Consider the following 24,590-nt stretch of genomic DNA (forward strand, 5'->3'; position numbering starts at 1 on the left):
CGCCAATGCCGGCACCATGCGCGCGGGTACGCGTACGTTCAAGTCGGGCGACATCATCTCGATCGACGGCGGCTCCGGCCGCGTCTACGCCGGCAAAGCTAAGATGCTGCCGCCCCAGCTTTCAGGAACATTCGCGACCGTGATGGAATGGGCCGACAAGACGCGTCGCATGAAGGTGCGTACCAACGCCGATACGCCGCGAGACGCCCGCCAAGCGCGTTCCTTCGGGGCGGAGGGTATTGGTCTTTGCCGGACCGAGCACATGTTCTTCGAGGAAAAGCGCATCCTCGCCGTACGCGAGATGATTTGCGCGGAAGACGAGGAGGGACGTCAGCAGGCGCTCGACAAGCTTCTTCCCGTCCAGCGAGAAGACTTCGAAGAGTTGTTCGAGATTATGGCTGGCTTGCCGGTAACGATCCGTCTGCTCGATCCGCCCTTGCATGAGTTCCTGCCGCACGAGGATCGTGAGGCGGCACAGGTGGCTGCGGCGTTGGGAATGGATCTCATGCGTCTCAAGGCGCGCGTGGCAGAGCTCGAGGAATTCAATCCTATGCTCGGCTTTCGCGGATGCCGGCTCGGTATCAAGTTCCCTGAAATTACCCGTATGCAGACGCGCGCTATCTTTGAGGCAGCTGTGAATGCGCAGCGCAAGACGGGAGAAGCGGTGCATCCCGAAATTATGATCCCGTTCATCGCCTATCGACGGGAATTCGACATCCTGCGCGATGTCATCACGGAAACGGCAAAGGCAGTGGAGGCGGAGACGGGCGTCACCGTTGCCTACGACGTCGGAACGATGATCGAGCTGCCCCGAGCCGCATTACGCGCGGCCGACATCGCAGCGGGCTCCGACGGCGCCGACTTCTTCTCGTTCGGAACGAACGACATGACCCAGACGGTACTCGGGTTGTCCCGCGATGATGCTGCCCCGATCTTATCCAATTACCTGGAGCACGAAGTCATTACCACCGACCCGTTCGTTTCGATCGATCAGCCTGGCGTCGGTGAATTGGTGAAGATTGGGGTTGAACGCGGCCGCTCGGTAAAGCCCACGCTAAAAACAGGAATTTGCGGCGAACACGGCGGCGACCCGCGATCGATCTACTTTTTTGAGACGGTCGATCTCGATTACATCTCCTGCTCGCCCTATCGCGTGCCGATCGCCCGCTTGTCGGCGGCGCAGGCCGTGGTCCGCAGAAAACAGCGCGAGCAGAAGCGATCCTAATGCGGTCCGTTTTCTCGGCGGTCGATTTCGTCGAGCGTTGGTTGCCGGGGCCGCGGTCCCTTGATCCGGGGCAGGAGCAGCAGCCAAATCACGAATGGGGGCACCAGGAAGCTCCACGCCATCCAGTAGGAATAGTCACGGTTTTTGACGCCCGCCAGCACGGCCGCGACAATTGACGCCGCGATGGCGGTAGCGCCCCATAGCACGATCCACTGCATCGCCATGAAAATCCCGACCCTCCGAATGGGCAAGAGACTCAGATTCCTACCACAGACCGCCAGATGCGAGCCGACTATGGCAAATTCAAGCAGTGCTGGCTTAACTCTTTTTCGGCTGTGTGACGAAATCGAGTCCGAGATCGAGGACGGGTGCGGAGTGGGTGAGCGCGCCAACCGAAATGAGATCTACGCCAGTCTCGGCGATTTCCCTGACGGTATCGAGGTTAACGCCGCCGGAGGCTTCGGTCAGGAAGCGACCGCCGACCATCGTCACGGCCTTGCGCAGGTCGGCAGGTCGCATGTTGTCGAGGAGCACGCAGTCTACCTTCGCGTGTAAGACGATTTCGAGCTGAGCGAGCGTATCGACCTCGACCTCGATTTTGGTCATGTGGCCGGCGGCTGCCTTGGCCGCCGTGATCGCCTCGGCAATGCCTCCCGAAGCGACGATGTGATTGTCTTTGATCAGAATGGCGTCGAACAACCCGAAGCGATGATTGTAGCCGCCTCCGCATCGCACCGCATATTTCTCAAACACCCGCAATCCGGGCGTCGTCTTGCGTGTATCGACGATCTTTGCACGCGTTCCCGCGACAGTGTCGACGTAGCGCCGCGTCAGCGTGGCGATCCCGCACATCCGTCCCATAAAGTTGAGCGCGACACGCTCCGCGCTCAAAATTGCGCGGGCATTTCCGCTGATGCGCGCAGCGGTGGCGCCGCCAAACACCGGTTCTCCATCATCGATCGCAACTTCAAACGAGCAGCTTGGATCGAGCTCGCGAAACGCCGCTTCCGCAAGCGCGAGACCTGAAACCACGCCCGGTTGGCGCGCAACGACAAGGGCTTCCGAGCGCGCGTCGGAGGCGATCGTCGCTTCGGTCGTTATGTCTCCGCTAAGACCGAGATCTTCCGCGAGCGCGCTGCGAACGGCGGCGAGTACGAGGGTGTTTGGGAGGGTCATTGCTTCGAATTGCACTAGGGATAGACGGCAACTGCCGTCTCGCTACGAGCTAGGGAAACCTTCTCGGTAGCCTCGAGATCGGCAAGCGTAATGAAGGTGCGGCGGGCGAGCGACGGATCTGTTTTAGGATAATCGGTGCGATAATGGCCGCCGCGGCTTTCCTTGCGCAGGAGCGCAGCCGCGGTGATCAATCTCGCCGCTAGCAGCATGTTCGAAAGTACACGATCATTGGAAGTGGACGCACTCAAGGCGGCGAGTTCCGCAAGCGCCTTCCGCAAACCTTTGCCCGATCGTTGCACCCCGACGTACTTCGTCATGACGGAGCGAAGGGTGTTCAACGAATGGAGGCGAGAAGCCGTATCGGCTGCGCGTCCGCTCCCCGGAATACGATGCGGAACCACAAAGTGTCCGACCCGGTCCAGCGGCAGCATATTTCGAATATCGTTGGCGACGCGGGCTCCGAATACAACGGCTTCCAACAGCGAATTCGAGGCGAGCCTGTTTGCGCCATGCAAACCGGTGGATGCAACTTCGCCGACCGCCCAAAGCCCGGTGACGCTTGTCCGGCCCCGTACATCGGTGGCGATGCCGCCCATGTGATAGTGCTCGGCAGGGGCGACCGGGATGAGATCTTTTGCGGGATCGATGCCAGCGCGCTGGCAGTGGCCCCAAACTGTCGGGAATTCTTGTGCGAAGTGCGCGCCGATGGCGGTGCGGCAATCGAGGAACACGCCACGTCCAGCGCTCAGCTCACTGTACACGGCGCGCGCGACCACGTCGCGAGGAGCAAGTTCGCCTCGCGGATCTATCGCGAGCATGAAGCGCTCACCATCGGAGTTGACGAGAGTGGCGCCTTCGCCGCGAAGCGCTTCCGTAGCAAGAGGCGCCGGGTCAATACCGGCATCGATTGCGGTCGGATGGAATTGCACGAATTCTGGGTCGGCGATGACGGCGCCGGCGCGGGCCGCCATCGCGAGCGCTTCACCCTTTGCGTAGGAGGGATTCGTCGTCAAAGCGAAGAGAGCGCCAACGCCGCCTGTCGCCAAGATGACCGCGGAGGCCGGAACGAATGCGTAGCGACCATTACCAAGCGCCGTCGGACGGATCAGCCTGACGCCTTCCACACGCTCGTTCGCAACGATGAGATCGTCGGCTTCATAGCCCTCTAGCACGCGGATTGATGGGGTCGAGCGAACAGCCGCGATAAGGGCCTGCATGATCGCTGCACCCGCCTTATCGCCAGAGACACGAACCACGCGCTTCTCGGAATGCGCCGCTTCCTTCGAAAGAACGTAGTGGCCCTCCAGATCGCGATCGAACGGCACGCCGTACTCGAGAAGGTCGCGAATGCGATCTGGTCCTTCGTCCGCAACGAGTCGAGCCACGTCGACGTCGACAATCCCTGCGCCGGCTTCGATCGTGTCCGCCGCGTGCTTGGCCGTGCTATCGCCTTCGCCGACCGCCGCCGCGATGCCGCCCTGCGCCCACATGCTCGACGCGCCCTCGCCGAGCGGCGCCGCAGCGATAACCGTCACGGGAAACGGCGCGAGTTTCAGCGCGGTGAACAGGCCGGCGAGCCCGGCGCCTATGATGACGACGTCGCCAGGACCAGGCTCGCCTGTGAAGCCTTCGAACGACTTGGTGAGATAGCGCTTCTTTTGTGCGGCCATATGACTGCCCTCCTGGGGCGATGTAGACCCGGCGCCTGTTGCGTTGCTCAATTCGTTAGATTGACCATGCGCTCGACAGCGCGGCGCGCACGCACGGCGACGTCGGGATCCACAGTGACCTCGTGGCGCAAATGTACGAGGCTGTCGTAAATATTTTCCAAGCTGATGCGCTTCATGTGCGGGCAGAGATTGCACGGACGGATAAATTCGACGTCCGGCGCTTCCACCGCAACGTTGGACGCCATCGAGCATTCCGTGACGAGCATGACTTTGCGCGGATGCGAGTCCTTTACCCACTTGATCATGCCGGACGTGGATCCGGTGAAGTCCGCCGCGGCGATGACATCAGGCGGGCACTCAGGGTGCGCGATTATCTTGAGGCCGGGTTCGTCGGCACGCATGCGCTCGAGTTCTTCGCCCGTGAATCGCTCGTGCACTTCGCAGGCGCCCTTCCAGGCGATCACCTCGACCTTCGTCTGAGACTGAACCCATTTTGCGAGATACTGATCGGGAATGCAGAGCACCCGCGGCGCGCCGAGGCTTTCGACGACCTTCACCGCATTGGCCGACGTGCACGTGATATCGCATTCGGCCTTCACCGCGGCCGAGGTGTTGACGTAGGTAACGATCGGTACGCCGGGGTACGCCTCGCGAAGCATCCGGACGTCCTCAGGCGTGATGGAAGACGCCAAGGAACACCCTGCGCGCATATCAGGTATGAGGACGGTTTTTTCTGGGGAGAGCAGCTTCGAGGTCTCCGCCATGAAGTGCACACCAGCCTGCACAATCACTTTTGCATCGACGCGCGCCGCTTCCTTTGCGAGTTGCAGCGAGTCGCCGCGAAAATCCGAGACGCAGTGGAAGATCTCAGGCGTCATGTAGTTGTGCGCGAGAATGACGGCGTCACGTTGCGCCTTCAGCTCGTTGATCGACTTGATGAGTGGCGCGTAGTACGGCCACTCCATGGGCGTAATGACGTTCTTCACCCGCGCGTAAAGCGGCGCCATCTCCTTTTCCAGAGCCGGCGACCACGCATAGGCAAGAGGTGCCTTGGCCTCGGCGCGCGCCTTCGGTGCGGGAGCCAAAGTCGAAGCTGTTGAAACCATCTGCCTGCCTCCTGATATGCTCCATTGGAGCATATTTAGCTTACGAAATGCGGCGGCGACCTCGCCATCCAACCCGTACTCAAGAATGCTCGATGTGAGCACTCTTGAACTGCTTTAACTTAATAGACTTGGTCGCGAATTTCCAGGGTGGCGGTCCCCACCCTGGAATATTCTTTGCGTCGCTTTTAGGCGCGGCTCGGCGGTGCTGAAACTCTCACACCAGGAGCAGGGCGCTCGAGCAGCACTTCCTTCCTGAAGCGGAACAGCTTGGCTGGACGTCCGCCGGTCCGTGTCTTCACATCGCCCGTTGGCTCGACAAGGCCCGCGCCTTCGACCAAACGACGGAAGTTCTGCTTGTGCAGGTGAGGACCAAGGATGGCCTCCACGGTTTTCTGCAGCTCGTAAAGCGTGAATTCGTCCGGCATCAACTCGAACACCACCGGACGATATTTGATCTTGGCGCGCGTACGGCTGATCGCCGTAGCGAGAATGCGCCGATGGTCCGCCTGCATGGGAAGGCCAAGCTTCGGCCGATCGGTCCATTCGCGAGCGGCTTGCCGGCCGTCGCGGGCTGCTTCATCCGCGAGGCCCGCTTCGTAGAGAAGTTCGAAACGCTCGAGAACTTTTTCTTCGTCCCAGGCCGTACCATCAAGGCCGAAACAAATGCGCGCGCGATCTGCGCGAGCGATTGAATGCGTGCCATTGGTACCCGCAGACCTTTCGGCCCAAGCCTTGAGGCGCGGCTCGATCTCACGCGAGATGATCTCCGGCCGGCCTCGGCGCCAATCTTCCCACGGGAAGTATTGGTACCAGCTACGCCACAGGCCGTTCGTCAGCCCATGATGTCCGACAGCCTGCGTCAAAGCCAAATAGCCAATCGAAACGACATGCGGAGACACGTCGTTCGTATCCGTGTGCCGGCCGCGATCAGCGAATGTATACAGCTGCTCGGCATAGCCGAGTTCAAGGCCAGTTTGATCCTGGACCCAAGACCTCAATCCGCTTTCGAGCGTACGATGCTCGCGCGGATTGAAGGGTCCGTACGGCAACACATCTGTGGCACCAATGCTATCGGGCTCGCCACGAACGACAAGCGCGACAGGCTCGTTGTCAGACACGGCGACGATCGCCGCATTGAGGCCTATGCCGACATGAGGCTCAAAATCGTGCTCGTCATCAGGAGCTCGTTGAGACCTATCGGGCGTCGGCTTTCTCCGGCCTGAAAGTTCCATGTTCATGTGTATCTTCCCCGTGCTCCCCATGAGGCGAGCTATTCGCCGATCATGGCGATTTTCAGATAACGCTCTGGCCGAAAACCGCGAAACAGCCCCAAAAACGCCTGATTGTCAGCGCGGCGACAATTCCGCGAACCTAGCAATGAAGAGTTCTTGGGCGTCGTGAACCGACGCAGGCTGTAGTACGGCCAGGACGCTATGAAGTTCCCTGGGTAAATGCGGATTGCCGAAAAAACGTTCCGCCTCTGACGATGTAAAACCGGCAAGGCCGGTCGCCTCGTAGTACGCCGCGATCGTGTCCGCCTCCTTGATCGCAGCCGATGCGACAACGCTTAGTTCGCGGATATGAAACCGGCAATAGATCGCATGGAGGAGCTTGAGCTCGAACGCCTTGTAGTCCAGGCCGATCGCCGTTTTGAAAGGACTGATCAGATCGCCGATGACATACTCCGGCGCATCGTGCAGCAATGCTGCGAGCAATTCGTTCGCGGAGAATTCGGGATGAAGCGCAGCAACGATGTCGGTTACGACGAGACAATGTTGCGCCACTGAAAATGCGTGCTCGCCTTTGGTCTGTCCATTCCATCGCGCCACACGCGCCAGTCCATGCGCGATGTCTTCAATCTCGATGTCTTTCGGATCGGGAGAGAGCAGGTCTAGGCGGCGGCCCGACAGCATGCGCTGCCAAGCGCGCGCAGAAGGATTCTTTGATTGAGTCATAGCCCGGCGATTTTTAGTTTCTTTTGAAGTTTCGCGCATGGCGCGTGACGAAAGCAGGAAACGAGGTGATCATTCACCATCCCGGTCGACTGCATGAAGGCATAGAGCGTCGTTGATCCAACGAAGCGAAATCCATCAGCCTTCAGGCCCTTGCTGATGCTCTTGGACGCATCTGTCTCGGTTAGGATTTCTTTTGAGGATTCTACGGCATTGATAACCGGTCTGCCATCGAGAAAACCCCATAAATACTGGGCAAATGGCACGCGCTCGCGAATGGCGAGATAAGCCTTCGCGTTGGAAATCGCCGCTTCGATCTTTGCGCGATTGCGAATGATACCTTCATTATTCATGAGGCGTTCGATGTCGCGCGCGGAGTATCGCGCAATTCGCTCGGCATCGAAGTTGTGAAACGCTTGTCGAAAGTTTTCGCGCTTGCGCAGTATCGTAATCCACGAGAGTCCAGCCTGGAAGCCTTCGAGCGTCAGCTTTTCGAATAGGGCGCGATCGTCGGTCATCGGCACACCCCATTCTTCATCGTGATAGCGGATGTAGTCTGCGTCGGAGCCCGCCCAGGTGCAGCGTGTGATGGTCTTTGCGGCTGTCATGTCTATGGGAGAATGGTTTGAACCCGTGCGGCGGAGGCGCGATAGCGATCAATGGCTTCGTGATCCGCCGTCACGAGAATGCCGTCTGCGGTTAGAGGAAGATTTTTCTGCTCGGCTTCGACGGCACGATCGAGACGCAGCATCGCGAGAGCTCTATTTCCGGCAATGGTACCGATCCGACCAACCGGAATATCTCCGAGAAGAATGTCAGACCCGGAAGTGAGAGGAGCGTCGCCGGAAATCTTCACGGCACGCTTCCGAACAACGGTCTTGTTTTGCATCCGCGCGACGATCTCCTGGCCGACGTAGCACCCTTTCGAAAATGATACGCCGTGGAGCAGATCGAAATTGGCTTCGTGCGGATACGCATCGCCAAATTCGTAATCCTTCCCGCCTTCCGGTACGCCGAGCTCCACACGGTGCGCATCATAGTCGTTGACCGAATCATCCGCGGCCTCGGCGCGTCGCTCCTCGACGGCCGCATTGGACAAAAGCACTAGACCCATCGAAGGATGGCGAGGATCCCTAAACGCGACGACGTTGCCCTCTCCTGAGACGTCTGCGTCCGCCCCCCATACCGCAGACACCTCGAACGCATCCGAGACATCGGCCAGCGCGACGTCCGCGCGCAATTTATACATGGTCAGCCGCTTGACGAGTTCCGCCGCCTTGGTCCGTGCGATGACAAGCAGATAGCCCGCCCCGTGCTTCACGACGAAGAAGTCGAACAGGATCTTCCCTTGCGGCGATAGCAACCCCGCGTGCCGGGCTTCCCCCTTGGCGAGGCATTCGATATCGTTCGTCACGAGCCCCTGAAGCAGCTTTTCGCTGTCCTGTCCGGTCACGCTGACGACGCCGCGATTCTGAAGTCGCGCGATGTTTGCAGCAGACATGCGCTCACGCCTCGGTTGCAAAGGAGGAGAGAGTTACGTATGCGGGGTTCAATGCGATGGCAAGCCCAGGGAGTGTCGGTACATGGCGCAGACGTTCGACCTCGTGATCCGTGGCGCGACCGTCGTCAACCATGATGGCAAGATCGTCCGCGATATCGCGGTATCTGGCGGACGCATCGCAGCTTTGGGCGATCTAAGGGAAGCCTCCGCGCCTGAAATTATCGAGGCGGACGGCCTGCATATTCTGCCCGGCGTAATGGACACTCAGGTCCACTTCCGCGAGCCCGGTCTCGAGCACAAGGAAAATTTGGAGACGGGCAGCCGCGCCGCCGTAGCCGGAGGTGTCACGGCCGTTTTTGAGATGCCCAACACCAAGCCGCTGACCACCAGTGCCGAAATGCTGGCGGACAAGGTCGGCCGCGCGCGTCACCGCATGTTCTGTGACTTCGCATTCTTCGTTGGCGGCACGCGAGAAAACGTCACCGATATCCCCCGTTTGGAGAAGCTCGAAGGTTCCGCTGGCATCAAGGTTTTCATGGGATCTTCGACCGGCGACTTGCTGGTCGATGACGAGGTGTCGCTGGACAAGATCATCGCAACGATTTCACGGCGTGCGTCTTTTCATGCCGAAGACGAAGCGCGCCTCAAATCCCGGATGCATCTGCGGCGCAAGGGCGATCCGTCATCGCACCCCGAATGGCGCGATCCGGAAGCGGCCCTCATCGCCACGAAGAAACTGGTTGATCTTGCGGAGAAGCATGGCAAGCGCGTCCACGTGCTCCACATCTCGACGGCCGAGGAGATGGAGTTCCTCAAAGATCACAAGCAATATGCGACTGTTGAAGTCACGCCTCATCATCTTACGCTAGAGGCTCCGGATTGCTACGAGCGTCTGGGCGCGTACGTCCAGATGAACCCACCCGTTCGTGATGCGCGCCATCGCTCGGCGATTTGGGCGGCACTTCAGTCCGGTGTCGTCGACGTGCTGGGTTCCGATCACGCCCCCCACACGCGCGAAGAGAAGGACCACGTCTATCCGGACACGCATTCCGGCATGACCGGCGTTCAAACCCTCGTGCCGATCATGCTCGATCACGTCAACGCCGGGCGTCTGTCCCTGCAACGCTTTGTCGATCTCACGAGTCATGGGCCGCAACGCTTGTTCGGCATTCGCGGGAAGGGCCGCATTGCGGTCGGTTATGACGCCGATCTGACGGTCATCGACTTGAAGCGAACGGAGACGATCACCAATCGCTGGATAGAGAGCCTCGCCGGCTGGACGCCCTATGATGGCGTCAAGGTGAAGGGCTGGCCGGTCGGAACGTTCGTCCGCGGCCGCAAGGTTATGTGGGAGGGAGAAATCATCGGGCCCGCCCACGGCGAGCCCGTCGCTTTCCTCGAAGGCTACGCCGGTTGATCTTGTCAGCCGTCGCGATCGGCGACGCGCGACAGATCAGCTGGCAGCTTCTTCAGCACGTAGACTGTCGTCCCGACGTCCGCGAGACCGGCAAGGTGCATGACGTTGGCGTTCGTCATGCGGATGCAGCCGGATGATGCGGCCGTCCCGATCGACGAGGCGTCGTTCGTCCCGTGGATGCGGTAAAGCGTGTTTCCAAGGTAGAGAGCCATCGCGCCGAGAGGATTGCGGACACCGCCCGACATTCTCACGGGAAGTTCAGGCTTGCGTGCGCGCATCTCCGCCGGCGGAATCCAGTCGGGCCAAGCGACCTTCTTGGAGATTTTCTCCGTACCGCTCCACGCGAAGCCCTGCTTGCCGACCGCGATCGGATATCGATAGGCTGCGTTGGAAGAGAGCACGTAATAGAGGTGACGTCCCGCCGTATCGATGACGATGGATCCCGGAGCATAGCCGCTGCGGAAGGAAACTTTGGGCGGCGCCTTCGCCGAAATACGCGGCTGACCTCCACCCGTCAGGGACTGCTTGTCGCCCGCCCGCGAGTCCTCAGATTCGTCGCGTTTTTTCTGCGGGCTATCCCATCCCCAGCCGAAAAGTGATTGCGTGTCCGCATCGCTCGCCGTGCGATGGCCGCGATCGAACTTTTTCGGCGGGACATACCCATAGGTTTCATCGGCGGGATGGAAGGCGTATGCCGGTCCTGCCAGTGCACACGACAACATGACCGCTGCAAAAAGCCTCAAATGCGCCATTGAACTAAACCTCGCTCTTCACGTGAAGTGTGACGAGCGGAATACAGTCAAGCTCCGGCGCTGACCACCCCTCTGCGGCAATTGGCGGATATGCAAGTCGATCGCGGCGCGAAAATCGAACTACGCGCTCAATTCGACTTCCTGAACAGGGTCCATGTGCCGTCGGCGCCTATGATGACGCGCCACCAGAGCCAACGTTTTTTCGCTCGCATGTCCGCTGCGAGCTCCGGCGAGACGAGACGGTAGAGATCGACCTGCTCTGAAGGCGTGAGCTTGTCGAGCGGACGTGTCGACAAACCCGGCCAGACATAGATCAGATTATTCTCGATGTCGTTGCCGAGCGGCAGGGCAGCGGGTGGCATCTCGAGTGCCTGGACCAGCGCAGCGAGCGTATCGCGACCGTTAGGATCGGCCGAACGATCCTTGAGCGCTTTGATCGGATCGGAACGCGGCGAGATGCCAAGGTCCGGGACCGAGCCGCTGACGTCGAAAGCCGACTTCAGCTCCTCGATATTGCCGGAGTGCGCGGCGGTCAGGATGACGTCACGAAGGTCAAGAACATGCGGCGGAATCTTCGGGCCAAGATATGCGTCATCACCGTGCGCCGATGAAACATGGACAAGCCCGCGAGCCGCCACTACCACTAGCAGAACGAGGGCAATTTTCACGATTGATGGGGGTTGAAGCGACTGCTGAAGTCTTTTCCACGCCGGGGGAATAGGCAACCGCTTTTGTTGTTGCGCGTTCTGCTCACCCATGGTGCGGTGGAGAACGTTCACTTGCCGCTCGGCATCGTCCATTCCCATCCCCGACATCGAGCACCCGCCCCTTGCTGAGTTACATTCCCAACCCGCTCATAATCCCGATCGGTTTGATCGTCGGCATGCTCATCGCGGCCCCGGTGGGGCCTGTCAACGTGCTCTGCATCCAGCGGGCCATAGAACGCGGATTTTGGGGAGGCGTTGCGGCCGGGATCGGATCGGTAGCGGGAGACGCCCTGATTGCGCTGTGCGCTGGGCTTGGCGTCGGTTCGATCTCAGGCGTGGTCGAGACGCACCGGGCGGTCATTCAGGTGATCGGCGGCATCGCGTTGGTCGCGTTTGGCCTGCGGCTCTTTTTCAGCGAGCCGAAACTGTCGATGGACCCGGCCGCATCGCGCGCTGGCTTGAAGGATTTCGTCTGGGACATCCCTCAGACATTTTTCCTGACCATTACGAATCCTGGCGCGGTCCTGGGGCTGTTCGCGGTCTTCGGCGGCGTCAGCACATTCGTCGAAGTTCATTCGACCGTCGACGTGCTGCTCTTGGTGGCCGCGATTGCTGGCGGCAGCATGCTGTGGTGGGTTGCGCTGTCGAATTTAATTGGCCGTTATCGCCACCGGATTGATCTGCGCATGCTGAATATGGTCAATCGCATCGCGGGACTTCTGCTGGCGTTGTTTGGCGCCGTCCTGATCGCAGAAGTCATTTGGAAAGCCGGCCACTTCTGAGGCGCCGGTCTCTTGGCGCCTCCAAATATCTCGGCGATAGATGAGTTACTGGTCGCGGCGCGCTAACGTGAACTCACCCTCGACCACGCGTTTCTCCAATCCGCGCGTAAGGTGGATGACCGCGTCTTCTCCGTAAATGGCAACGAGATCCGTGAGCGCTGTGAACAGGGCGGCGTACGCCATCTGCTGCGGCTCCACGCCCGTATCTACGCCTTCGTCCCATGCAGCGAGAATGAGATCGAGCGCCTTCAGCGTCGGATTCTTTGTGTCGAGGTCCTCAAAACACTGCATACCGGCTACAATCCTTCCCTCGTCCCTTGGCTGTCCTGTGGGGACCGCCCCCGTGCATTCTCAACTAGCATGCTCTTTTGCGATAGGTCGTAGCTGCCACTATTCACAGTAAACCAAGCAGAAATGGTCACCACCCGTTAAGCCAGTTTTCCCCAAGCGTCAGTTTGGGAAAGACTTCAGCATGCCCTCGGAAAGCTCCGAACCCTCAGACAGAAAGCGCGTGATCGCCGTCTGCGCCGAAGGACTGCAGGTGTTATAGGTGCGGCTGTAGCTCCGATACCCCTGGTTGAACGCACGCGTCAGTTTCGCGCGGCGGAGGGCGCTCGATCCCTCGGCGTCCATGAGGTCGCGCATCCGGTCGCGCCAGTATTGACCCTCGTTGGCCCCGCAGAGTTCGCGCAGATAGTGAATGGCACCGAGGATCTCCGACAACCGAAGCAGTCGGTCGTCGTATGGCTTGCCCTCCGGCGCCGCAAAGGTCGGCCAAGACGTGGACATGACCAGGAGAAGGCTGAGTGGCAGCAGCCAACCATTGCACCCGTAGCGTTTCAAACTTTGCATCTCGCCCCATCGAGAACATGCCGCTGAAGCATGTTCTGGCACCGAATCCATCAGAGCTTATATTCCGGATTCATACGTCATCAAAAGGACGGCGCGCGCGTGTGCACGAGGTACAGCCTGACATCTCCCCCCGAGGCGGTGCGTGCCTTCTTCCATGCACCGCGCGTGGATGATTTCCCGCCGCGTTACAACATCGCCCCGTCGCAACCCGTACTCATCGCCCGAAACGATGTCCTTGGCTCTCCCGAGCTGCAGTTGGTGCGATGGGGACTCATCCCATCGTGGGTGAGGGACCCTCGAGCGCTTCGGTCGACGCTGGTCAACGCTCGGGCCGAAACAGCCGCGGAGAAGCCCGCTTTTCGGGGCGCCCTACGGCACCGGCGCTGTCTTATTCCAACGACCGGATTTTACGAGTGGACGGGGAAGAAAACGGCTCGCCAGCCGCATCTGATCTGCTTGAAAGATTATGATCTTTTCGCTCTCGCGGGCATCTGGGAATGCTGGCTCGGCGCCGACGGCAGCGAAATCGAAACGATGAGCATTCTGACGACCGCCGCGAACGGGGATGTTTCTCATCTGCACGACCGGATGCCCGTGATCATCGCGAAGCAGGATTTTGAACGTTGGCTCGACTGCCGGTCGGGATCTTTTGACGATATTCTGGATCTGTTGCGGCCGTTGCCAGACGGAAGCCTTCGGGCCATGCCTGTGACGTCGCGGGTGAACGATCCGAGAGCCGAAGGTCCAGGCATTCACGAGCCGGCCGCATCTCCGCTCCTGCTATAAGGCTGCCCCCTGATACGGGTATGCCACTCGCGGCCAGGGCAAATAAGCGCTAACCTCAGCAGGGGCTTGCAGCCATTCCGCTCACGCGTGTCGGGGGCGATCGCCGAGAGGGAAGCCGGGCGAGGGCGCGAGGATAGTAAGGGGAGAAAGTATCATGGCGTATCACGGCGAGGATTTGGATCTCAGAACGCCGCAGACCTGGGGATCCGCGCCCGTCGACGCGGTCGCCTCGGGCGATCATGTCTCCGCCAATGGCAAGCGCGGTTCGATGCAGCAGGGCCCCGTGCTCGTTGATGATGCCGTCCTCGCTTGCTTCAACCAGGCCTATGACATCGCCTCAGCCCATCGTGCTGGCGAGGTGCGGATCGAGCATCTGCTCAATGCCATGACGCGCCTCGACGCGTCGGCCGTCGCGCTCGAAGGCCACGGCATCCGGGTGCTCGCGTTGAAACGAGAGACGGCGACTATTATCGCCGGCGATATTCCTGCCGTACCGGGAAGCGGGCCGGTCTCGCCCCGGCGATCGGAAGAGGTCGCAGATGTTTTGAAATATGCGGCTGCATTTGCCTCGCGCCGCAACGCGGCGGTGACGATCGAGGACATCTTGCAGGTTCTCTTCGAGCACAGGAGCGAATTCGGAGCCTCCGACCTGCTCTTGCGCTTTGCGCCCCGCGCTCCCGAGCCGTTGCCGCCGCTGACGCGGTCCGAGCCCCGCTATGCGCCGAGCCCGTACCGTTATCCCGCCGAGTATTCCCGGTCCTCATATCGGCAGGAGTATCTCGGTACTCCGACCGATGCCTTGCAGAATTCGCGGATTGAATCGCTGGAACAAACGGTCCGGGCGCTGGGTCAGGATCTTTCGAACGAGCGTCATGCCATCGCGGGACTGATCCGCGATCTGGCGCGAGACACGGTTGCCCATCAGGATGATCAAGGTCGGTCGCAAGGCCTTCTTCTCGACCGTCTCGCCGCCTTGGAAACAGCCTTTCGCGACGGACGCGGCGGGAGCGCCGGATCAATCAGCGACCCTGCCCCGCTCATCGCCAAGCTGGGCGATATCGAAGCTGGGCTTGAACTTCGTTTGCAGGAGATGTCTCAGTCGTGGGCCATTCTCTCGTCCCGTCTGCAGGAACTTGAGAACTCGATCCGCGAGCGCGCCCTGCCAGCCGAGGGCGTCGCCGGCTTGGCGTCGGTCGACGGCGGGCTGTCTTTCGATTTGAAACCCATCGCCGATCGCCTCGACGTTATCGAGGAGGCGGTTCTTGGTAACAATCGGGATCAGAGTGGCTTCGTCGATATCGGTGACCGCTTGTCCCGCTTGGAGGACATCATCGGGCAGGCCATTGCCACGCCGGGCGGTGAAGGGCAGACGGAAGGCTCATCCGGCGGGCTTGAGACTCTGGCCGCGAACTTCGACGGCCTCACTGGGAAAATCGACACGCACTTTGGCTCACTGAGCGACATCATCGCCAATTTGACGGAACGCGTCGGTGCCGCCGAACGTGCAGTTGCGGCCGAAATCGAAACGTCAGCGGCGAAACACCAGGCCTACACACACGATCTGACCGAGGTTCATGAAGCGTTGCTGAAGGTCAATCAAAACCAGCACACGCTCGCGGGTTCCATGGACCAATGGCGAACGGAATCTGCGGGCGATGTCGCATCCATCCTCAACCGCCTCGGCGCCCTCGATCGTAACAACGCGATACCCGCCGAAACGCTGAGTGCTTTGAACAGCCACATGGACGCGATGAACCGCTTCATCATCGAGCGCTATCACCGTCGTCATCGCTTCATGTACTGGCTCTTCGGCACCGACGATTGGATGAGCGCAAGTTGGCCTTCTGCCCGCGCAGCGATCGATGCCGAACATCAACGCCTGCAGGAAGTCGGCAAAGCCGAGGCATGACTTCGGCTTCCCCGGCAGCGTTCACCAACTCTTAACGAAAGATCTTGAGCTCGCCCGCGCTCCCGTGCTTCCTTAACGAAGAGTTAAGCACGCGTAGGGGGCGGTGATGTTGCGTCGGTATCTACTCGTCAATGGAACGACTACGGCGTTGCTTTACGGGGGTATTTACGCGGCGACCCCATCGACAGGGCACTTGGTCCAAACCGCGCGTGACTTCTGCGATGGGTTCGTCATGCAAAGTCCGATCCTTGGACCCATCATCAACAAGGTCGTACTGCTGATCAGCGCGATCTAGGCTTCCTTATCCGCGCGGTGCCGCTGCTCGGCGCAGCCGATCGTTGATCGCTTCCCCAAGACCGGTCGGCGGCACGGGCGTCGCGGCGATCGAAGCAGCCCCGGATGCATCTAGCGCGCGCAATGCCGCAAAAAGATTGGCTGCGGCCTCGATCAGATCGCCACTTTCGCTGAGATTGATGAACGCGTGCGCGCGTTTTTCCGCAACCGGTCCGAATGCAAGCACAGCTTCGTCAGGCTGCCAGTCGTAGGCGTTTAGACGCAGCCGGGCATTCGGCGCGTAATGACTAGCCAGCTGCCCTGGCGAGGTGAGGTGGCCCACCGCTTCTTCGCGTCGTGCAAGGCGACCTCCGATGACATCTTCAATCGCTTCGGCAGTGATGGCGCCGGGGCGAAGGAGCACCGGCGCATCATCGATGACGCTCAACACTGTCGACTCGAGGCCATGCATCGTCGAGCCGCCATCGAGGATCAGCGCTGCCTTGCCTCCAATATCGGCCGCGACGTGCTCGGCGCGAGTTGCGCTCACATGTCCCGAGCGATTTGCAGAGGGTGCTGCGAGTGGACGATGCGCGGCGGCCAAAAGCTCGCGCGCAACCGGATGGTCGGGAGCCCGTAGCGCGACTGTCGGAAGCCCCGCCGACACGAGCGGGCTGATGTCGGTGTTTGCCGTGCGTGACGCCACGAGCGTGAGGGGGCCAGGCCAGAATGCTTCCGTGAGGCGCCGCGCCAGCGCCGAAAGCGAGCCGATGATGAGGGCCTGCTCCAATCCCAACACGTGCACGATCAAGGGATTGAATACCGGTCGCCCTTTGGCCTCGAAAATGCGCGCGACAGCCTCTCCGTTGGTCGCATCGGCGCCGAGGCCATAGACGGTTTCGGTGGGAAACGCGACGAGCGCCCCTCCCCGAAGCATTTGTCCCGCTTCGGCGATCCACTCGCTGTTGGCCGGGACGATCCGGCTCTGCATTTGATGTGTCATCGGGTTTGCTTGTGCTTCCGTTCGGCATAGTGTCCAGATGCCGACGGAACGACATCACGAGACACTCCATGACCTATCAGGCTCCAATAGACGATATCGTCTTTGCCCTCGAAACCGTGGGAGGCCTCAACGATTTAGCCTCGAGCAATTGCTATCCGGGGCTCGACTCCGAGACCGTCATTGCCGTGATCCAGGAGGCTGGTAACTTCGGCGCCGAGGTCCTAGCACCTTTAAACGCGTTAGGCGACCGAGTTGGTTCAAAGCTCCTCGACGGGAAAGTAACAACGCCGCCCGGCTTCAAAGAGGCTTATAGGGCGTTCGTCGACGGCGGATGGAGCATGCTGCCCTGCGCCGAGGCCTATGGTGGCCAGAACCTCCCTGAAATCGTTGCCACGCCCGTTGGCGAAATCTGGAACGCGGCGAACGTGTCCTTTGGGCTGTGTCCGCTCTTAACGCAGGGCGCAATTCACGCCATCGAAGCCGGCGGTAGCGACGCATTGAAAGCGAAGTACCTCCCGAAAATGGTAGCCGGTCAATGGACCGGAACGATGAATTTGACGGAGCCGCACGCCGGTTCCGATCTCGGTCCGCTGTCGACTCGTGCCGAGCGCATGGGGGACGGCACCTATCGCATCACGGGAACAAAGATCTTCATCACGTGGGGCGAACACGAGATGGCTGAGAACATCATTCATCTTGTGCTCGCACGGTTGCCGGATGCACCGGCCGGCACACGTGGCATTTCTCTTTTTCTCGTCCCCAAGTTTCTGGTCAACGAGGATGGCACGCTCGGTGCGCGCAATGACGTGATCTGCGCCGGTATCGAGCACAAGCTCGGTATCATGGCGAGCCCAACCTGCGTGATGAAGTTCGGCGAGAAGGGGGGCGCGGTCGGATATTTGGTCGGCGAGGAAAATCGCGGCCTTGCGACTATGTTCGTGATGATGAATGCGGCCCGGTTGGGCGTGGGCGCGCAAGGCGTTGGAGTGGCCGAACGCGCCACCCAGAAAGCCGTCGCCTATGCGAAGGAACGGCACCAAGGCAAGAGCTTCACGGCCAATGGCGATATCGGAATGCGGCCGATCATCGAACACGCTGACGTGCGGCGCATGCTGCTCACGATGAAATCGCTGACGCATGCAGCGCGCATGATTTGCTACGCGACAGCGAAGGAACTCGACATTTCCTATCGCGCCGAGGATGCAAGCGCGCAGAGCATTGCCCGCAATCGCGCGGCCCTGCTGACGCCCTTGGCCAAAGCATTCGCGACGGACGTCGCCAACGAGGTGGCCTCTTTGGGCGTGCAGGTGCACGGCGGCATGGGCTTCGTCGAAGAGGCGGGCGCGGCGCAATTCCTGCGTGATGCGCGGATACTACCGATCTACGAAGGCACCAACGGCATTCAAGCGATCGATCTTGTGACCCGCAAGCTCACTCTAGAAGGCGGGGCTGCGGTAACGAGCTTCCTTGGTGAACTCGGATCGATCGTCAACGTCTTGCGGGCCGCGAAGCGCAGCGAATTCGGGCACATGGCAGAACGATTGTCTGACGCGTTGAACGCCTTACAGTCAGCGACCTTGTGGATGGCGCAGTCGCTTCCTGGTCATCAGGAGAAGGCGCTAGCATCCGCAACCCCTTATTTGCGGCTGATGAGCCTTGTCGCGGGCGGCGCCTATCTCGCGAAGGGAGCGTTCTCCAAAGACGCCGCATCACCGCACGTCGCGATCGCACGCTTCTTCGCCGAAAATCTGCTGACCGAGTGTGGCGGGCTGGCGGACACCATACAATTCGGGCCGGATTCGGTCCTTGTCGATCCGCATGGAGCCGTTTTCGCATGACGCCGAACATCGCAGTCGAAGTTGATCAAGGCGTGCAGATTCTCCGCATCGTCCGGCCCGAGAAGAAGAACGCTTTGACGGGGGAGATGTACGCCGCGTTATCTGACGCGCTGGAGCGAGCCGAAAGCGATCCGTCTATCGCAGCGCACATCATAACCGGCTCGAACGGGTTGTTCACGGCAGGCAATGACATCGCAGATTTTCTCGCGACTGCCCGCGGCACTGGCGGCCTGGACAACAACGTGGTGCGTTTCATTCGATTGTTGCCCGCACTGAAGAAGCCTCTGATCGCCGCCGTTGACGGCAACGCGATTGGCATCGGCACGACCATGCTCTTTCACTGCGACCTTGTTTACGCCGCGCCGGATGCAACGTTCGCCACGCCGTTTCTCGATCTCGGAGTTGTGCCAGAAGCGGCGTCGAGCCTGTTGATGCCTCGCCGGATGGGCTACGCGCGCGCATTCGCGATGCTGGTCCTTGGCGATCCGCTCTCAGCCGATGATGCAGTGGCAGCCGGATTCGTGAATGCCGTCATCCCAGCCAACAACATCGAGGGAACTGCCGTGGAAGCCGCGCGGCGACTTGCCAAAAAGCCGCCGCAGGCGATGGCGACCGCTCGCCGGCTGATGCGCGGCGATCCCGCCGAGATCCTGGCGCGCATGGACGAGGAAATCGCGGCTTTTCGTGAGCGATTGCGTTCGCCCGAGGCCATTGAGGCATTCACCGCGTTCTTGGAGAAGCGCACCCCGAACTTCGCCTCTTCCGAGTAGATAGGGCGTTTGGTGGTTGCGGCTTGCCGGGCTGTCCTCAACTCCGTTTCTCGTGGATCGGCTCCTCTTTCCGAATAATGACACTGTTGTTCCTCTTTACGATGCCGATGCGACGCGACTAGGCTGACTGCCTGGCATTCGAATGAGAATAGGGTAATGGCGGCACTCAAGGGCAAGACCCTCTTCATTACGGGAGGCAGCCGAGGCATCGGACTGGCGATTGCCAAGCGGGCCGCTAGCGATGGCGCCAACATTGCAGTCGCGGCCAAGACCGTTGATCCTAACCCCAAACTCGAAGGCACGATCCACTCGGCGGCGAAGGAGATTGAGGCCGCGGGCGGAACCGCACTCGCTTTGGAATGCGACATCAGAAATGAGGAGGACGTTCAGCGCGCCGTCGCGCGAACTGTCGAGCGTTTCGGCGGTATCGATATTTGCGTCAACAACGCCAGCGCGCTGTCGCTAACGCCGATCGAGAAAACCGAACTCAAGCGCTTCGACCTTATGTTCGGTGTCAACACTCGCGGCACGTTCCTCACCTCGAAAACATGTCTGCCGCACCTGAAGCGTTCAGAGAATCCGCATATTCTCGTCCTATCGCCACCGCTGGACATGCACCCGAAATGGTTTTCCGGACACGTCGCCTATTCGATTGCGAAATATGGCATGAGCCTTTGCGTCCTGGGTCTGGCCGACGAGCTGAAGCCGGATGGTATCGCAGTGAACGCACTGTGGCCACGAACGACGATCGCAACTGCAGCGGTGAAAAACATCCTCGGCGGCGATAAACTCATGCGCATGAGCCGAACTCCAGGCATCGTTGCCGATGCGGCGCATCTCATATTTCAGCAGCCCGCCAAGTCGTTCACCGGGCACTTCTTGATCGACGATTCGTTTCTGTATGAAACCGGCGGAGTAAATGACTTTGAAAGTTACCGTGTTGACCCGTCGATGCCGCTAGCGCCCGACTTCTTCGTTCCCGCTGAAAGCAAGCCGCCGCCCGGCGTGAAAATCGCTCGACTGTCGGAGTTGACGTCTTGACTGCAAAGCCCTTCGATCGCGCGACATGTCGACCGTTCTGATCACGCATCCCGCCTTTCTCAATCACGATACGGGCGAGCATCACCCCGAGCGTCCGGACCGGATGCGCGCCATCGACAAGGCGTTGTCGGCGGGCGTGTTCGATGAGCTCTTCTCCCGCGAAGCTCCGCTGCGGGACGACGACATCACATACATGGCGATGGCGCATGGACCGGCGCATTTGGCGAACGTCGGCGCCGTGGTCCAACATATCGTCGGCGAGCCCAAGCAGGTTTATCCAGATACGGTTGCTTCGTCCGGAACTTGGGAGGCTGCGCGGCGCGCGGTGGGCGCCGGTCTCGACGCCGTCGATCTCGTCATGGGCGGCAAAGTCTCGAACGCATTCTGCCAAGTACGGCCGCCGGGCCATCACGCCGAAAGCAATCGCGCGATGGGGTTTTGCTTTTTCAACAACATTGCCATCGCAGCTCTCTATGCTCGGGCAAAGCACGGAGCCGAACGCATCGCCGTCGTCGATTTCGATGTCCATCACGGCAATGGAACACAGGAGATCTTCTGGTCAGACAAGGATCTCTTCTATGCCTCGACGCATCAGATGCCGCTCTACCCCGGTACCGGCTCATTGCAGGAGACTGGCGTCGGTAATATATTCAATGCGCCGCTGCGGTCAGGGGACGGTGGCGACGTCTTCAAGGAGGCTTTGCAAAGCCGCGTCCTAGCACCGCTTCACAATTTCGGACCGGACTTGGTCTTGATCTCAGCGGGCTTTGATGCTCACCAGCGGGATCCACTCGCTGGCCTCGAACTCGTCGAGGATGATTTCGCCTGGGCTACCGAGGCTCTGGCTGAGGTCGCCAGGCGTCATGCGAACGGCCGGATCGTTTCTATGCTCGAGGGTGGCTACGACCTCAAGGGGCTTGCCCTCTCGACGGCCGCCCACGTAAAGGCACTGATGGACGCGGGCAGCTGAGCCGCGCCGTCTGCTGTCGCGGACCTATGAAAGCAGGACATTATGAGCACGACAAACTCGGCCCCGGCCAAAACCTTTGCTGATATCAAGGAGATGACCTTCGAGCGTGCCCTGAAGGAGCTGGAGGCGATTGTCGGCAAGCTGGAGCGCGGAGATGTCGATTTGGAGGAAAGCATCGAAATCTACGAGCGTGGAGAAGCGCTTCGGGACCATTGCGATAGGCTCTTGAAGGCCGCCGAAGCGAAGGTCGAGAAGTTGACCCTTGGGGCAGACGGCAAGCCCTCGGGAACGGCCCCGCTCGACCAGAACGGCGACACCCCGTTTTAACCGACCTGCGCGAACGAGCCGCGCAGATCAAGCTTCGGCCTCAAACACCATTTCTAACTGCATCTGCGGCACGCGGGCGCATTACATCGCGGCCGCTTCAAAGCTTTTTTGGGGGGATCGAAGATCGGCGGTATGCATGGTAAGCGATCGAAGTAGACACGAGCGCGCTCCCGTAACTGCCGATTTCGTTATCAAGGTTTCACAGTGAGCAAGACACCGCTACTCGACCGGATTCCAACGCCGCAAGAACTGCGACAGCTGTCGGAAGATCAGTTGCCGCAGCTCGCGGCGGAGCTGCGCGAAGAGATGGTGGACGCGGTGTCGGTAACCGGTGGCCATCTCGGCGCCGGTCTCGGCGTCATAGAGCTCACAGTCGCGCTTCACTGGGTCTTCAATACGCCCGACGATCGCCTGATCTGGGACGTCGGTCACCAAGCCTATCCCCACAAGATCCTGACGGGACGACGCGATCGCATTCGCACGCTGCGCCAGCCGGGGGGCCTGGCGGGTTTCACGAACCGCGAAGAGAGTGTCTACGACCCGTTCGGCGCGGGCCACTCCTCCACTTCGATTTCAGCCGCGCTCGGCATGGCAGTAGCGCGCGATCTTGCCGGCAAGTCGAACAACGTCATCGCTGTCATCGGCGACGGCGCGATGAGTGCCGGTATGGCCTACGAAGCCATCAACAATGCCGGTGCGCGCAACGAGCGCCTGATCGTCATTCTGAACGACAATGATATGTCGATCGCCCCTCCGACCGGCGCGCTTTCGGCCTACCTTGCGCGCGTGACGTCGAGCGGCACCTACGTCCACTTGCGCGATTACGCCAAGCAGCTCGCGAAAATGCTACCCAAGCAGTGGGAACGCCGCGCTGCGCGCGTGGAGGAATACACGCGACACCTCTGGCAGGGCGGCGCCTGGTTCGAAGAACTTGGCTTCTACTATGTGGGGCCGATCGACGGTCACAGTTTCGAGCAGCTTTTGCCCGTTCTCAAAAACGTTCGCGATCTTGAGCAGGGGCCGATCCTGCTCCACGTCGTGACGCAGAAGGGCAAGGGCTACGCGCCGGCGGAAGCTGCTGACGACAAGTATCATGGCGTCAACAAGTTCAATGTCGTGACCGGCGCGCAGGTCAAACCGAAGCCGAACGCACCGAACTACACGAAGGTGTTCGCCGATAGTCTCATCGCCGAAGCCCGCAAGGACAAACGTATTGTCGCGATTACGGCGGCGATGCCCTCCGGAACGGGGCTAGATCATTTCGGCAAGGAGTTTCCTGACCGGACGTTCGACGTCGGCATTGCCGAGCAGCATGCCGTGACATTCGCTGCAGGGCTGGCGACCGAAGGCTACAAGCCGTTCGCGGCGATCTATTCGACGTTTCTCCAGCGCGCCTACGACCAGGTCGTGCACGACGTCGCCATCCAGAAACTGCCTGTGCGGTTTGCGATCGACCGCGCTGGTCTCGTCGGCGCCGACGGCGCAACCCACGCTGGCTCGTTTGATATCGCCTACCTGGCGTGCTTGCCGGACTTCGTCATCATGGCGGCGGCAGACGAGGCAGAGCTTGTCCATATGGTCGCGACCCAAGCCCAGATCGATGATCGTCCGAGCGCGCTCCGCTATCCGCGCGGCGAGGGTGTCGGCGTCGAACTGCCCGAAGAAGGCGTACCGCTCGCGATCGGCAAAGGCCGCATCGTTCGTGAGGGCTCGAAGGTCGCGCTTCTATCGCTCGGCACGCGTCTGGCGGAATGCCTGAAGGCAGCCGACCACCTCGCGAGCTGTGGTTTGTCGACGACGGTCGCGGACGCGCGCTTCGCCAAACCCCTCGACGGCGACCTCATCCGTCAGCTCGCCGCAAATCATGAAGTGTTGGTGACCGTCGAGGAGGGCTCCATCGGCGGCTTCGGCAGCCACGTGCTGCAGTTCCTCTCCGACGAAGGCTTGCTGGACGGCGGGCTTCGCGTGCGCGCGAAAGTTTTACCGGACGTCTTCGTTGACCATGGCAAGCCAGAGGTCATGTACGAGGAGGCGCGCCTCAACGCCTCGGGCATCGTGGAGACTGTCTTTTCTGCCCTCGGGCGCGAAGACGTGGTAAGCGAGCGGGCCTGACACCTCCGGAAGGTGTCATCCACAGTTCGGAGAGAATGAGAATGCACGCGCTCGTAAGCCTGATTGCACGAATACTCTTGTCTGCGATTTTTGTTTCCGCTGGGATCAGCAAGGTCTCGGGCTATGCGCAGACGCAAGCATACATGGAATCTCATGGTCTCCCCGGCACACTGCTCCCTCTGGTAATCGGACTTGAGGTGCTTGGCGGCCTCGCCGTTCTGCTGGGTGTCTTCTCGCGTTATGCAGGGCTTGCGTTGGCTGCATTTTGCCTGGCCTCCGCCGCCGTGTTCCACAGCAACTTCGCCGACCAGGCGCAGATGACGAACTTCATGAAGAACGTTTGCATGGCAGGCGGCTTTCTCTTGCTGTTTGCGAACGGTTCGGGCCGCTACGCTGTCCGGCCGGATTGAAGCGAAACATC

At 60.5% G+C, this 24,590-nt stretch carries 26 protein-coding genes; 13 read left to right on the forward strand and 13 right to left on the reverse strand.

Annotated elements, in window-relative coordinates; genetic code table 11:
• On the forward strand, nucleotides 1–1,225 hold a 1,225-nt coding region (locus EKK30_RS13285; protein WP_366927343.1), incomplete at its 5' end, for a putative PEP-binding protein.
• On the opposite strand, the gene EKK30_RS13290 is transcribed toward EKK30_RS13285, so the two are convergent.
• The 8 genes from EKK30_RS13290 to EKK30_RS13325 all read right to left on the reverse strand — a co-directional run bounded on the left by EKK30_RS13290 (nucleotide 1,222) and on the right by EKK30_RS13325 (nucleotide 8,630).
• Nucleotides 1,222–1,443 (reverse strand): hypothetical protein, encoded by a 222-nt coding sequence (locus tag EKK30_RS13290; RefSeq protein ID WP_290985917.1) that lies wholly within the window; start codon nucleotides 1,441–1,443, stop codon nucleotides 1,222–1,224. The genes EKK30_RS13285 and EKK30_RS13290 overlap by 4 nt on opposite strands.
• Nucleotides 1,444–1,543: 100 nt before the next feature.
• Nucleotides 1,544–2,401, reverse strand: a complete 858-nt coding sequence (gene nadC / locus EKK30_RS13295) for a carboxylating nicotinate-nucleotide diphosphorylase (protein WP_290985918.1) — start codon at nucleotides 2,399–2,401, stop codon at nucleotides 1,544–1,546.
• Between the two features lie 14 nt (nucleotides 2,402–2,415).
• Nucleotides 2,416–4,071, reverse strand: coding sequence for an L-aspartate oxidase (locus EKK30_RS13300; protein ID WP_290985920.1), 1,656 nt, complete (start codon nucleotides 4,069–4,071; stop codon nucleotides 2,416–2,418).
• Nucleotides 4,072–4,118: 47 nt separating this feature from the next.
• Nucleotides 4,119–5,177, reverse strand: coding sequence for a quinolinate synthase NadA (gene nadA / locus EKK30_RS13305; RefSeq protein ID WP_290985922.1), 1,059 nt, complete (start codon nucleotides 5,175–5,177; stop codon nucleotides 4,119–4,121).
• Nucleotides 5,178–5,362: 185 nt separating this feature from the next.
• The gene (locus EKK30_RS13310) at nucleotides 5,363–6,415 is read right to left on the reverse strand and encodes an NAD regulator (RefSeq protein WP_290985923.1); all 1,053 of its coding nucleotides are present in this window, start codon (nucleotides 6,413–6,415) and stop codon (nucleotides 5,363–5,365) included.
• Nucleotides 6,416–6,523: 108 nt separating this feature from the next.
• Nucleotides 6,524–7,132: a hydrolase gene (locus EKK30_RS13315; protein ID WP_290985924.1), complete on the reverse strand. Its 609-nt coding sequence runs from the start codon at nucleotides 7,130–7,132 to the stop codon at nucleotides 6,524–6,526.
• Nucleotides 7,129–7,737 carry a DNA-3-methyladenine glycosylase I gene (locus EKK30_RS13320; RefSeq protein ID WP_290985926.1) on the reverse strand — a complete coding sequence of 203 codons (609 nt, stop codon included), beginning with the start codon at nucleotides 7,735–7,737 and terminating at the stop codon, nucleotides 7,129–7,131. The genes EKK30_RS13315 and EKK30_RS13320 overlap by 4 nt, the downstream gene beginning before the upstream one ends.
• Nucleotides 7,738–7,739: 2 nt before the next feature.
• Nucleotides 7,740–8,630: a folate-binding protein gene (locus EKK30_RS13325; protein WP_290985927.1), complete on the reverse strand. Its 891-nt coding sequence runs from the start codon at nucleotides 8,628–8,630 to the stop codon at nucleotides 7,740–7,742.
• 82 nt (nucleotides 8,631–8,712) lie between these two features.
• Here EKK30_RS13325 and EKK30_RS13330 point away from each other — a divergent pair, with 82 nt between their 5' ends.
• Nucleotides 8,713–10,047, forward strand: a complete 1,335-nt coding sequence (locus tag EKK30_RS13330) for a dihydroorotase (RefSeq protein WP_290985929.1) — start codon at nucleotides 8,713–8,715, stop codon at nucleotides 10,045–10,047.
• A 5-nt stretch (nucleotides 10,048–10,052) separates the two neighbouring features.
• On the opposite strand, the gene EKK30_RS13335 is transcribed toward EKK30_RS13330, so the two are convergent.
• Nucleotides 10,053–10,799, reverse strand: a complete 747-nt coding sequence (locus EKK30_RS13335) for a L,D-transpeptidase (protein ID WP_290985931.1) — start codon at nucleotides 10,797–10,799, stop codon at nucleotides 10,053–10,055.
• A gap of 128 nt (nucleotides 10,800–10,927) precedes the next feature.
• Complete coding sequence (locus EKK30_RS13340) at nucleotides 10,928–11,614, reverse strand: hypothetical protein (protein WP_290985933.1); 687 nt, start codon at nucleotides 11,612–11,614, stop codon at nucleotides 10,928–10,930.
• A 14-nt stretch (nucleotides 11,615–11,628) separates the two neighbouring features.
• On the opposite strand from EKK30_RS13340, the gene EKK30_RS13345 reads away from it, so the two are divergent.
• Nucleotides 11,629–12,288, forward strand: coding sequence for a LysE family transporter (locus EKK30_RS13345; RefSeq protein ID WP_290985935.1), 660 nt, complete (start codon nucleotides 11,629–11,631; stop codon nucleotides 12,286–12,288).
• Between the two features lie 45 nt (nucleotides 12,289–12,333).
• Here the strand turns inward: EKK30_RS13345 and EKK30_RS13350 are convergent, their stop codons facing one another.
• Together EKK30_RS13350 and EKK30_RS13355 are read right to left on the reverse strand one after the other, a co-directional pair.
• The gene (locus tag EKK30_RS13350; RefSeq protein WP_013948581.1) at nucleotides 12,334–12,579 is read right to left on the reverse strand and encodes a hypothetical protein; all 246 of its coding nucleotides are present in this window, start codon (nucleotides 12,577–12,579) and stop codon (nucleotides 12,334–12,336) included.
• 159 nt (nucleotides 12,580–12,738) lie between these two features.
• Nucleotides 12,739–13,140 carry a TIGR02301 family protein gene (locus EKK30_RS13355; protein ID WP_290985940.1) on the reverse strand — a complete coding sequence of 134 codons (402 nt, stop codon included), beginning with the start codon at nucleotides 13,138–13,140 and terminating at the stop codon, nucleotides 12,739–12,741.
• Between the two features lie 30 nt (nucleotides 13,141–13,170).
• Here EKK30_RS13355 and EKK30_RS13360 point away from each other — a divergent pair, with 30 nt between their 5' ends.
• The 3 genes from EKK30_RS13360 (at nucleotide 13,171) to EKK30_RS13370 (ending at nucleotide 16,130) form a co-directional block, all read left to right on the forward strand.
• Nucleotides 13,171–13,926: an SOS response-associated peptidase gene (locus EKK30_RS13360; protein ID WP_290985941.1), complete on the forward strand. Its 756-nt coding sequence runs from the start codon at nucleotides 13,171–13,173 to the stop codon at nucleotides 13,924–13,926.
• A 154-nt stretch (nucleotides 13,927–14,080) separates the two neighbouring features.
• Complete coding sequence (locus EKK30_RS13365; protein WP_290985943.1) at nucleotides 14,081–15,835, forward strand: Clp protease; 1,755 nt, start codon at nucleotides 14,081–14,083, stop codon at nucleotides 15,833–15,835.
• Nucleotides 15,836–15,941: 106 nt separating this feature from the next.
• Entirely contained in the window at nucleotides 15,942–16,130 is a 189-nt protein-coding gene (locus tag EKK30_RS13370) for a hypothetical protein (RefSeq protein WP_290985945.1), read from the forward strand.
• A gap of 6 nt (nucleotides 16,131–16,136) precedes the next feature.
• Here the strand turns inward: EKK30_RS13370 and EKK30_RS13375 are convergent, their stop codons facing one another.
• Nucleotides 16,137–17,111, reverse strand: coding sequence for an L-threonylcarbamoyladenylate synthase (locus tag EKK30_RS13375; protein WP_290985947.1), 975 nt, complete (start codon nucleotides 17,109–17,111; stop codon nucleotides 16,137–16,139).
• 68 nt (nucleotides 17,112–17,179) lie between these two features.
• On the opposite strand from EKK30_RS13375, the gene EKK30_RS13380 reads away from it, so the two are divergent.
• From EKK30_RS13380 to EKK30_RS13410, 7 genes are all read left to right on the forward strand, one after another.
• On the forward strand, nucleotides 17,180–18,949 hold the full coding sequence (locus EKK30_RS13380) for an acyl-CoA dehydrogenase (protein WP_290985949.1): 1,770 nt from the start codon (nucleotides 17,180–17,182) through the stop codon (nucleotides 18,947–18,949).
• Nucleotides 18,946–19,719 (forward strand): crotonase/enoyl-CoA hydratase family protein, encoded by a 774-nt coding sequence (locus EKK30_RS13385; RefSeq protein WP_290985950.1) that lies wholly within the window; start codon nucleotides 18,946–18,948, stop codon nucleotides 19,717–19,719. The genes EKK30_RS13380 and EKK30_RS13385 overlap by 4 nt, the downstream gene beginning before the upstream one ends.
• A 156-nt stretch (nucleotides 19,720–19,875) precedes the next feature.
• The gene (locus tag EKK30_RS13390) at nucleotides 19,876–20,760 is read left to right on the forward strand and encodes an NAD(P)-dependent oxidoreductase (RefSeq protein ID WP_290985951.1); all 885 of its coding nucleotides are present in this window, start codon (nucleotides 19,876–19,878) and stop codon (nucleotides 20,758–20,760) included.
• 25 nt (nucleotides 20,761–20,785) lie between these two features.
• Entirely contained in the window at nucleotides 20,786–21,730 is a 945-nt protein-coding gene (locus tag EKK30_RS13395; protein ID WP_290985953.1) for a histone deacetylase family protein, read from the forward strand.
• 42 nt (nucleotides 21,731–21,772) lie between these two features.
• Entirely contained in the window at nucleotides 21,773–22,057 is a 285-nt protein-coding gene (locus EKK30_RS13400) for an exodeoxyribonuclease VII small subunit (RefSeq protein ID WP_290985954.1), read from the forward strand.
• A gap of 204 nt (nucleotides 22,058–22,261) precedes the next feature.
• Nucleotides 22,262–24,169, forward strand: coding sequence for a 1-deoxy-D-xylulose-5-phosphate synthase (dxs, locus tag EKK30_RS13405; protein ID WP_290985956.1), 1,908 nt, complete (start codon nucleotides 22,262–22,264; stop codon nucleotides 24,167–24,169).
• A 41-nt stretch (nucleotides 24,170–24,210) separates the two neighbouring features.
• The gene (locus EKK30_RS13410) at nucleotides 24,211–24,579 is read left to right on the forward strand and encodes a DoxX family protein (protein WP_290985958.1); all 369 of its coding nucleotides are present in this window, start codon (nucleotides 24,211–24,213) and stop codon (nucleotides 24,577–24,579) included.
• Nucleotides 24,580–24,590: the final 11 nt, after the last annotated feature.

The sequence above is a fragment of the Hyphomicrobium sp. genome (assembly GCF_003987855.1).
GTDB lineage: Bacteria > Pseudomonadota > Alphaproteobacteria > Rhizobiales > Hyphomicrobiaceae > Hyphomicrobium_B.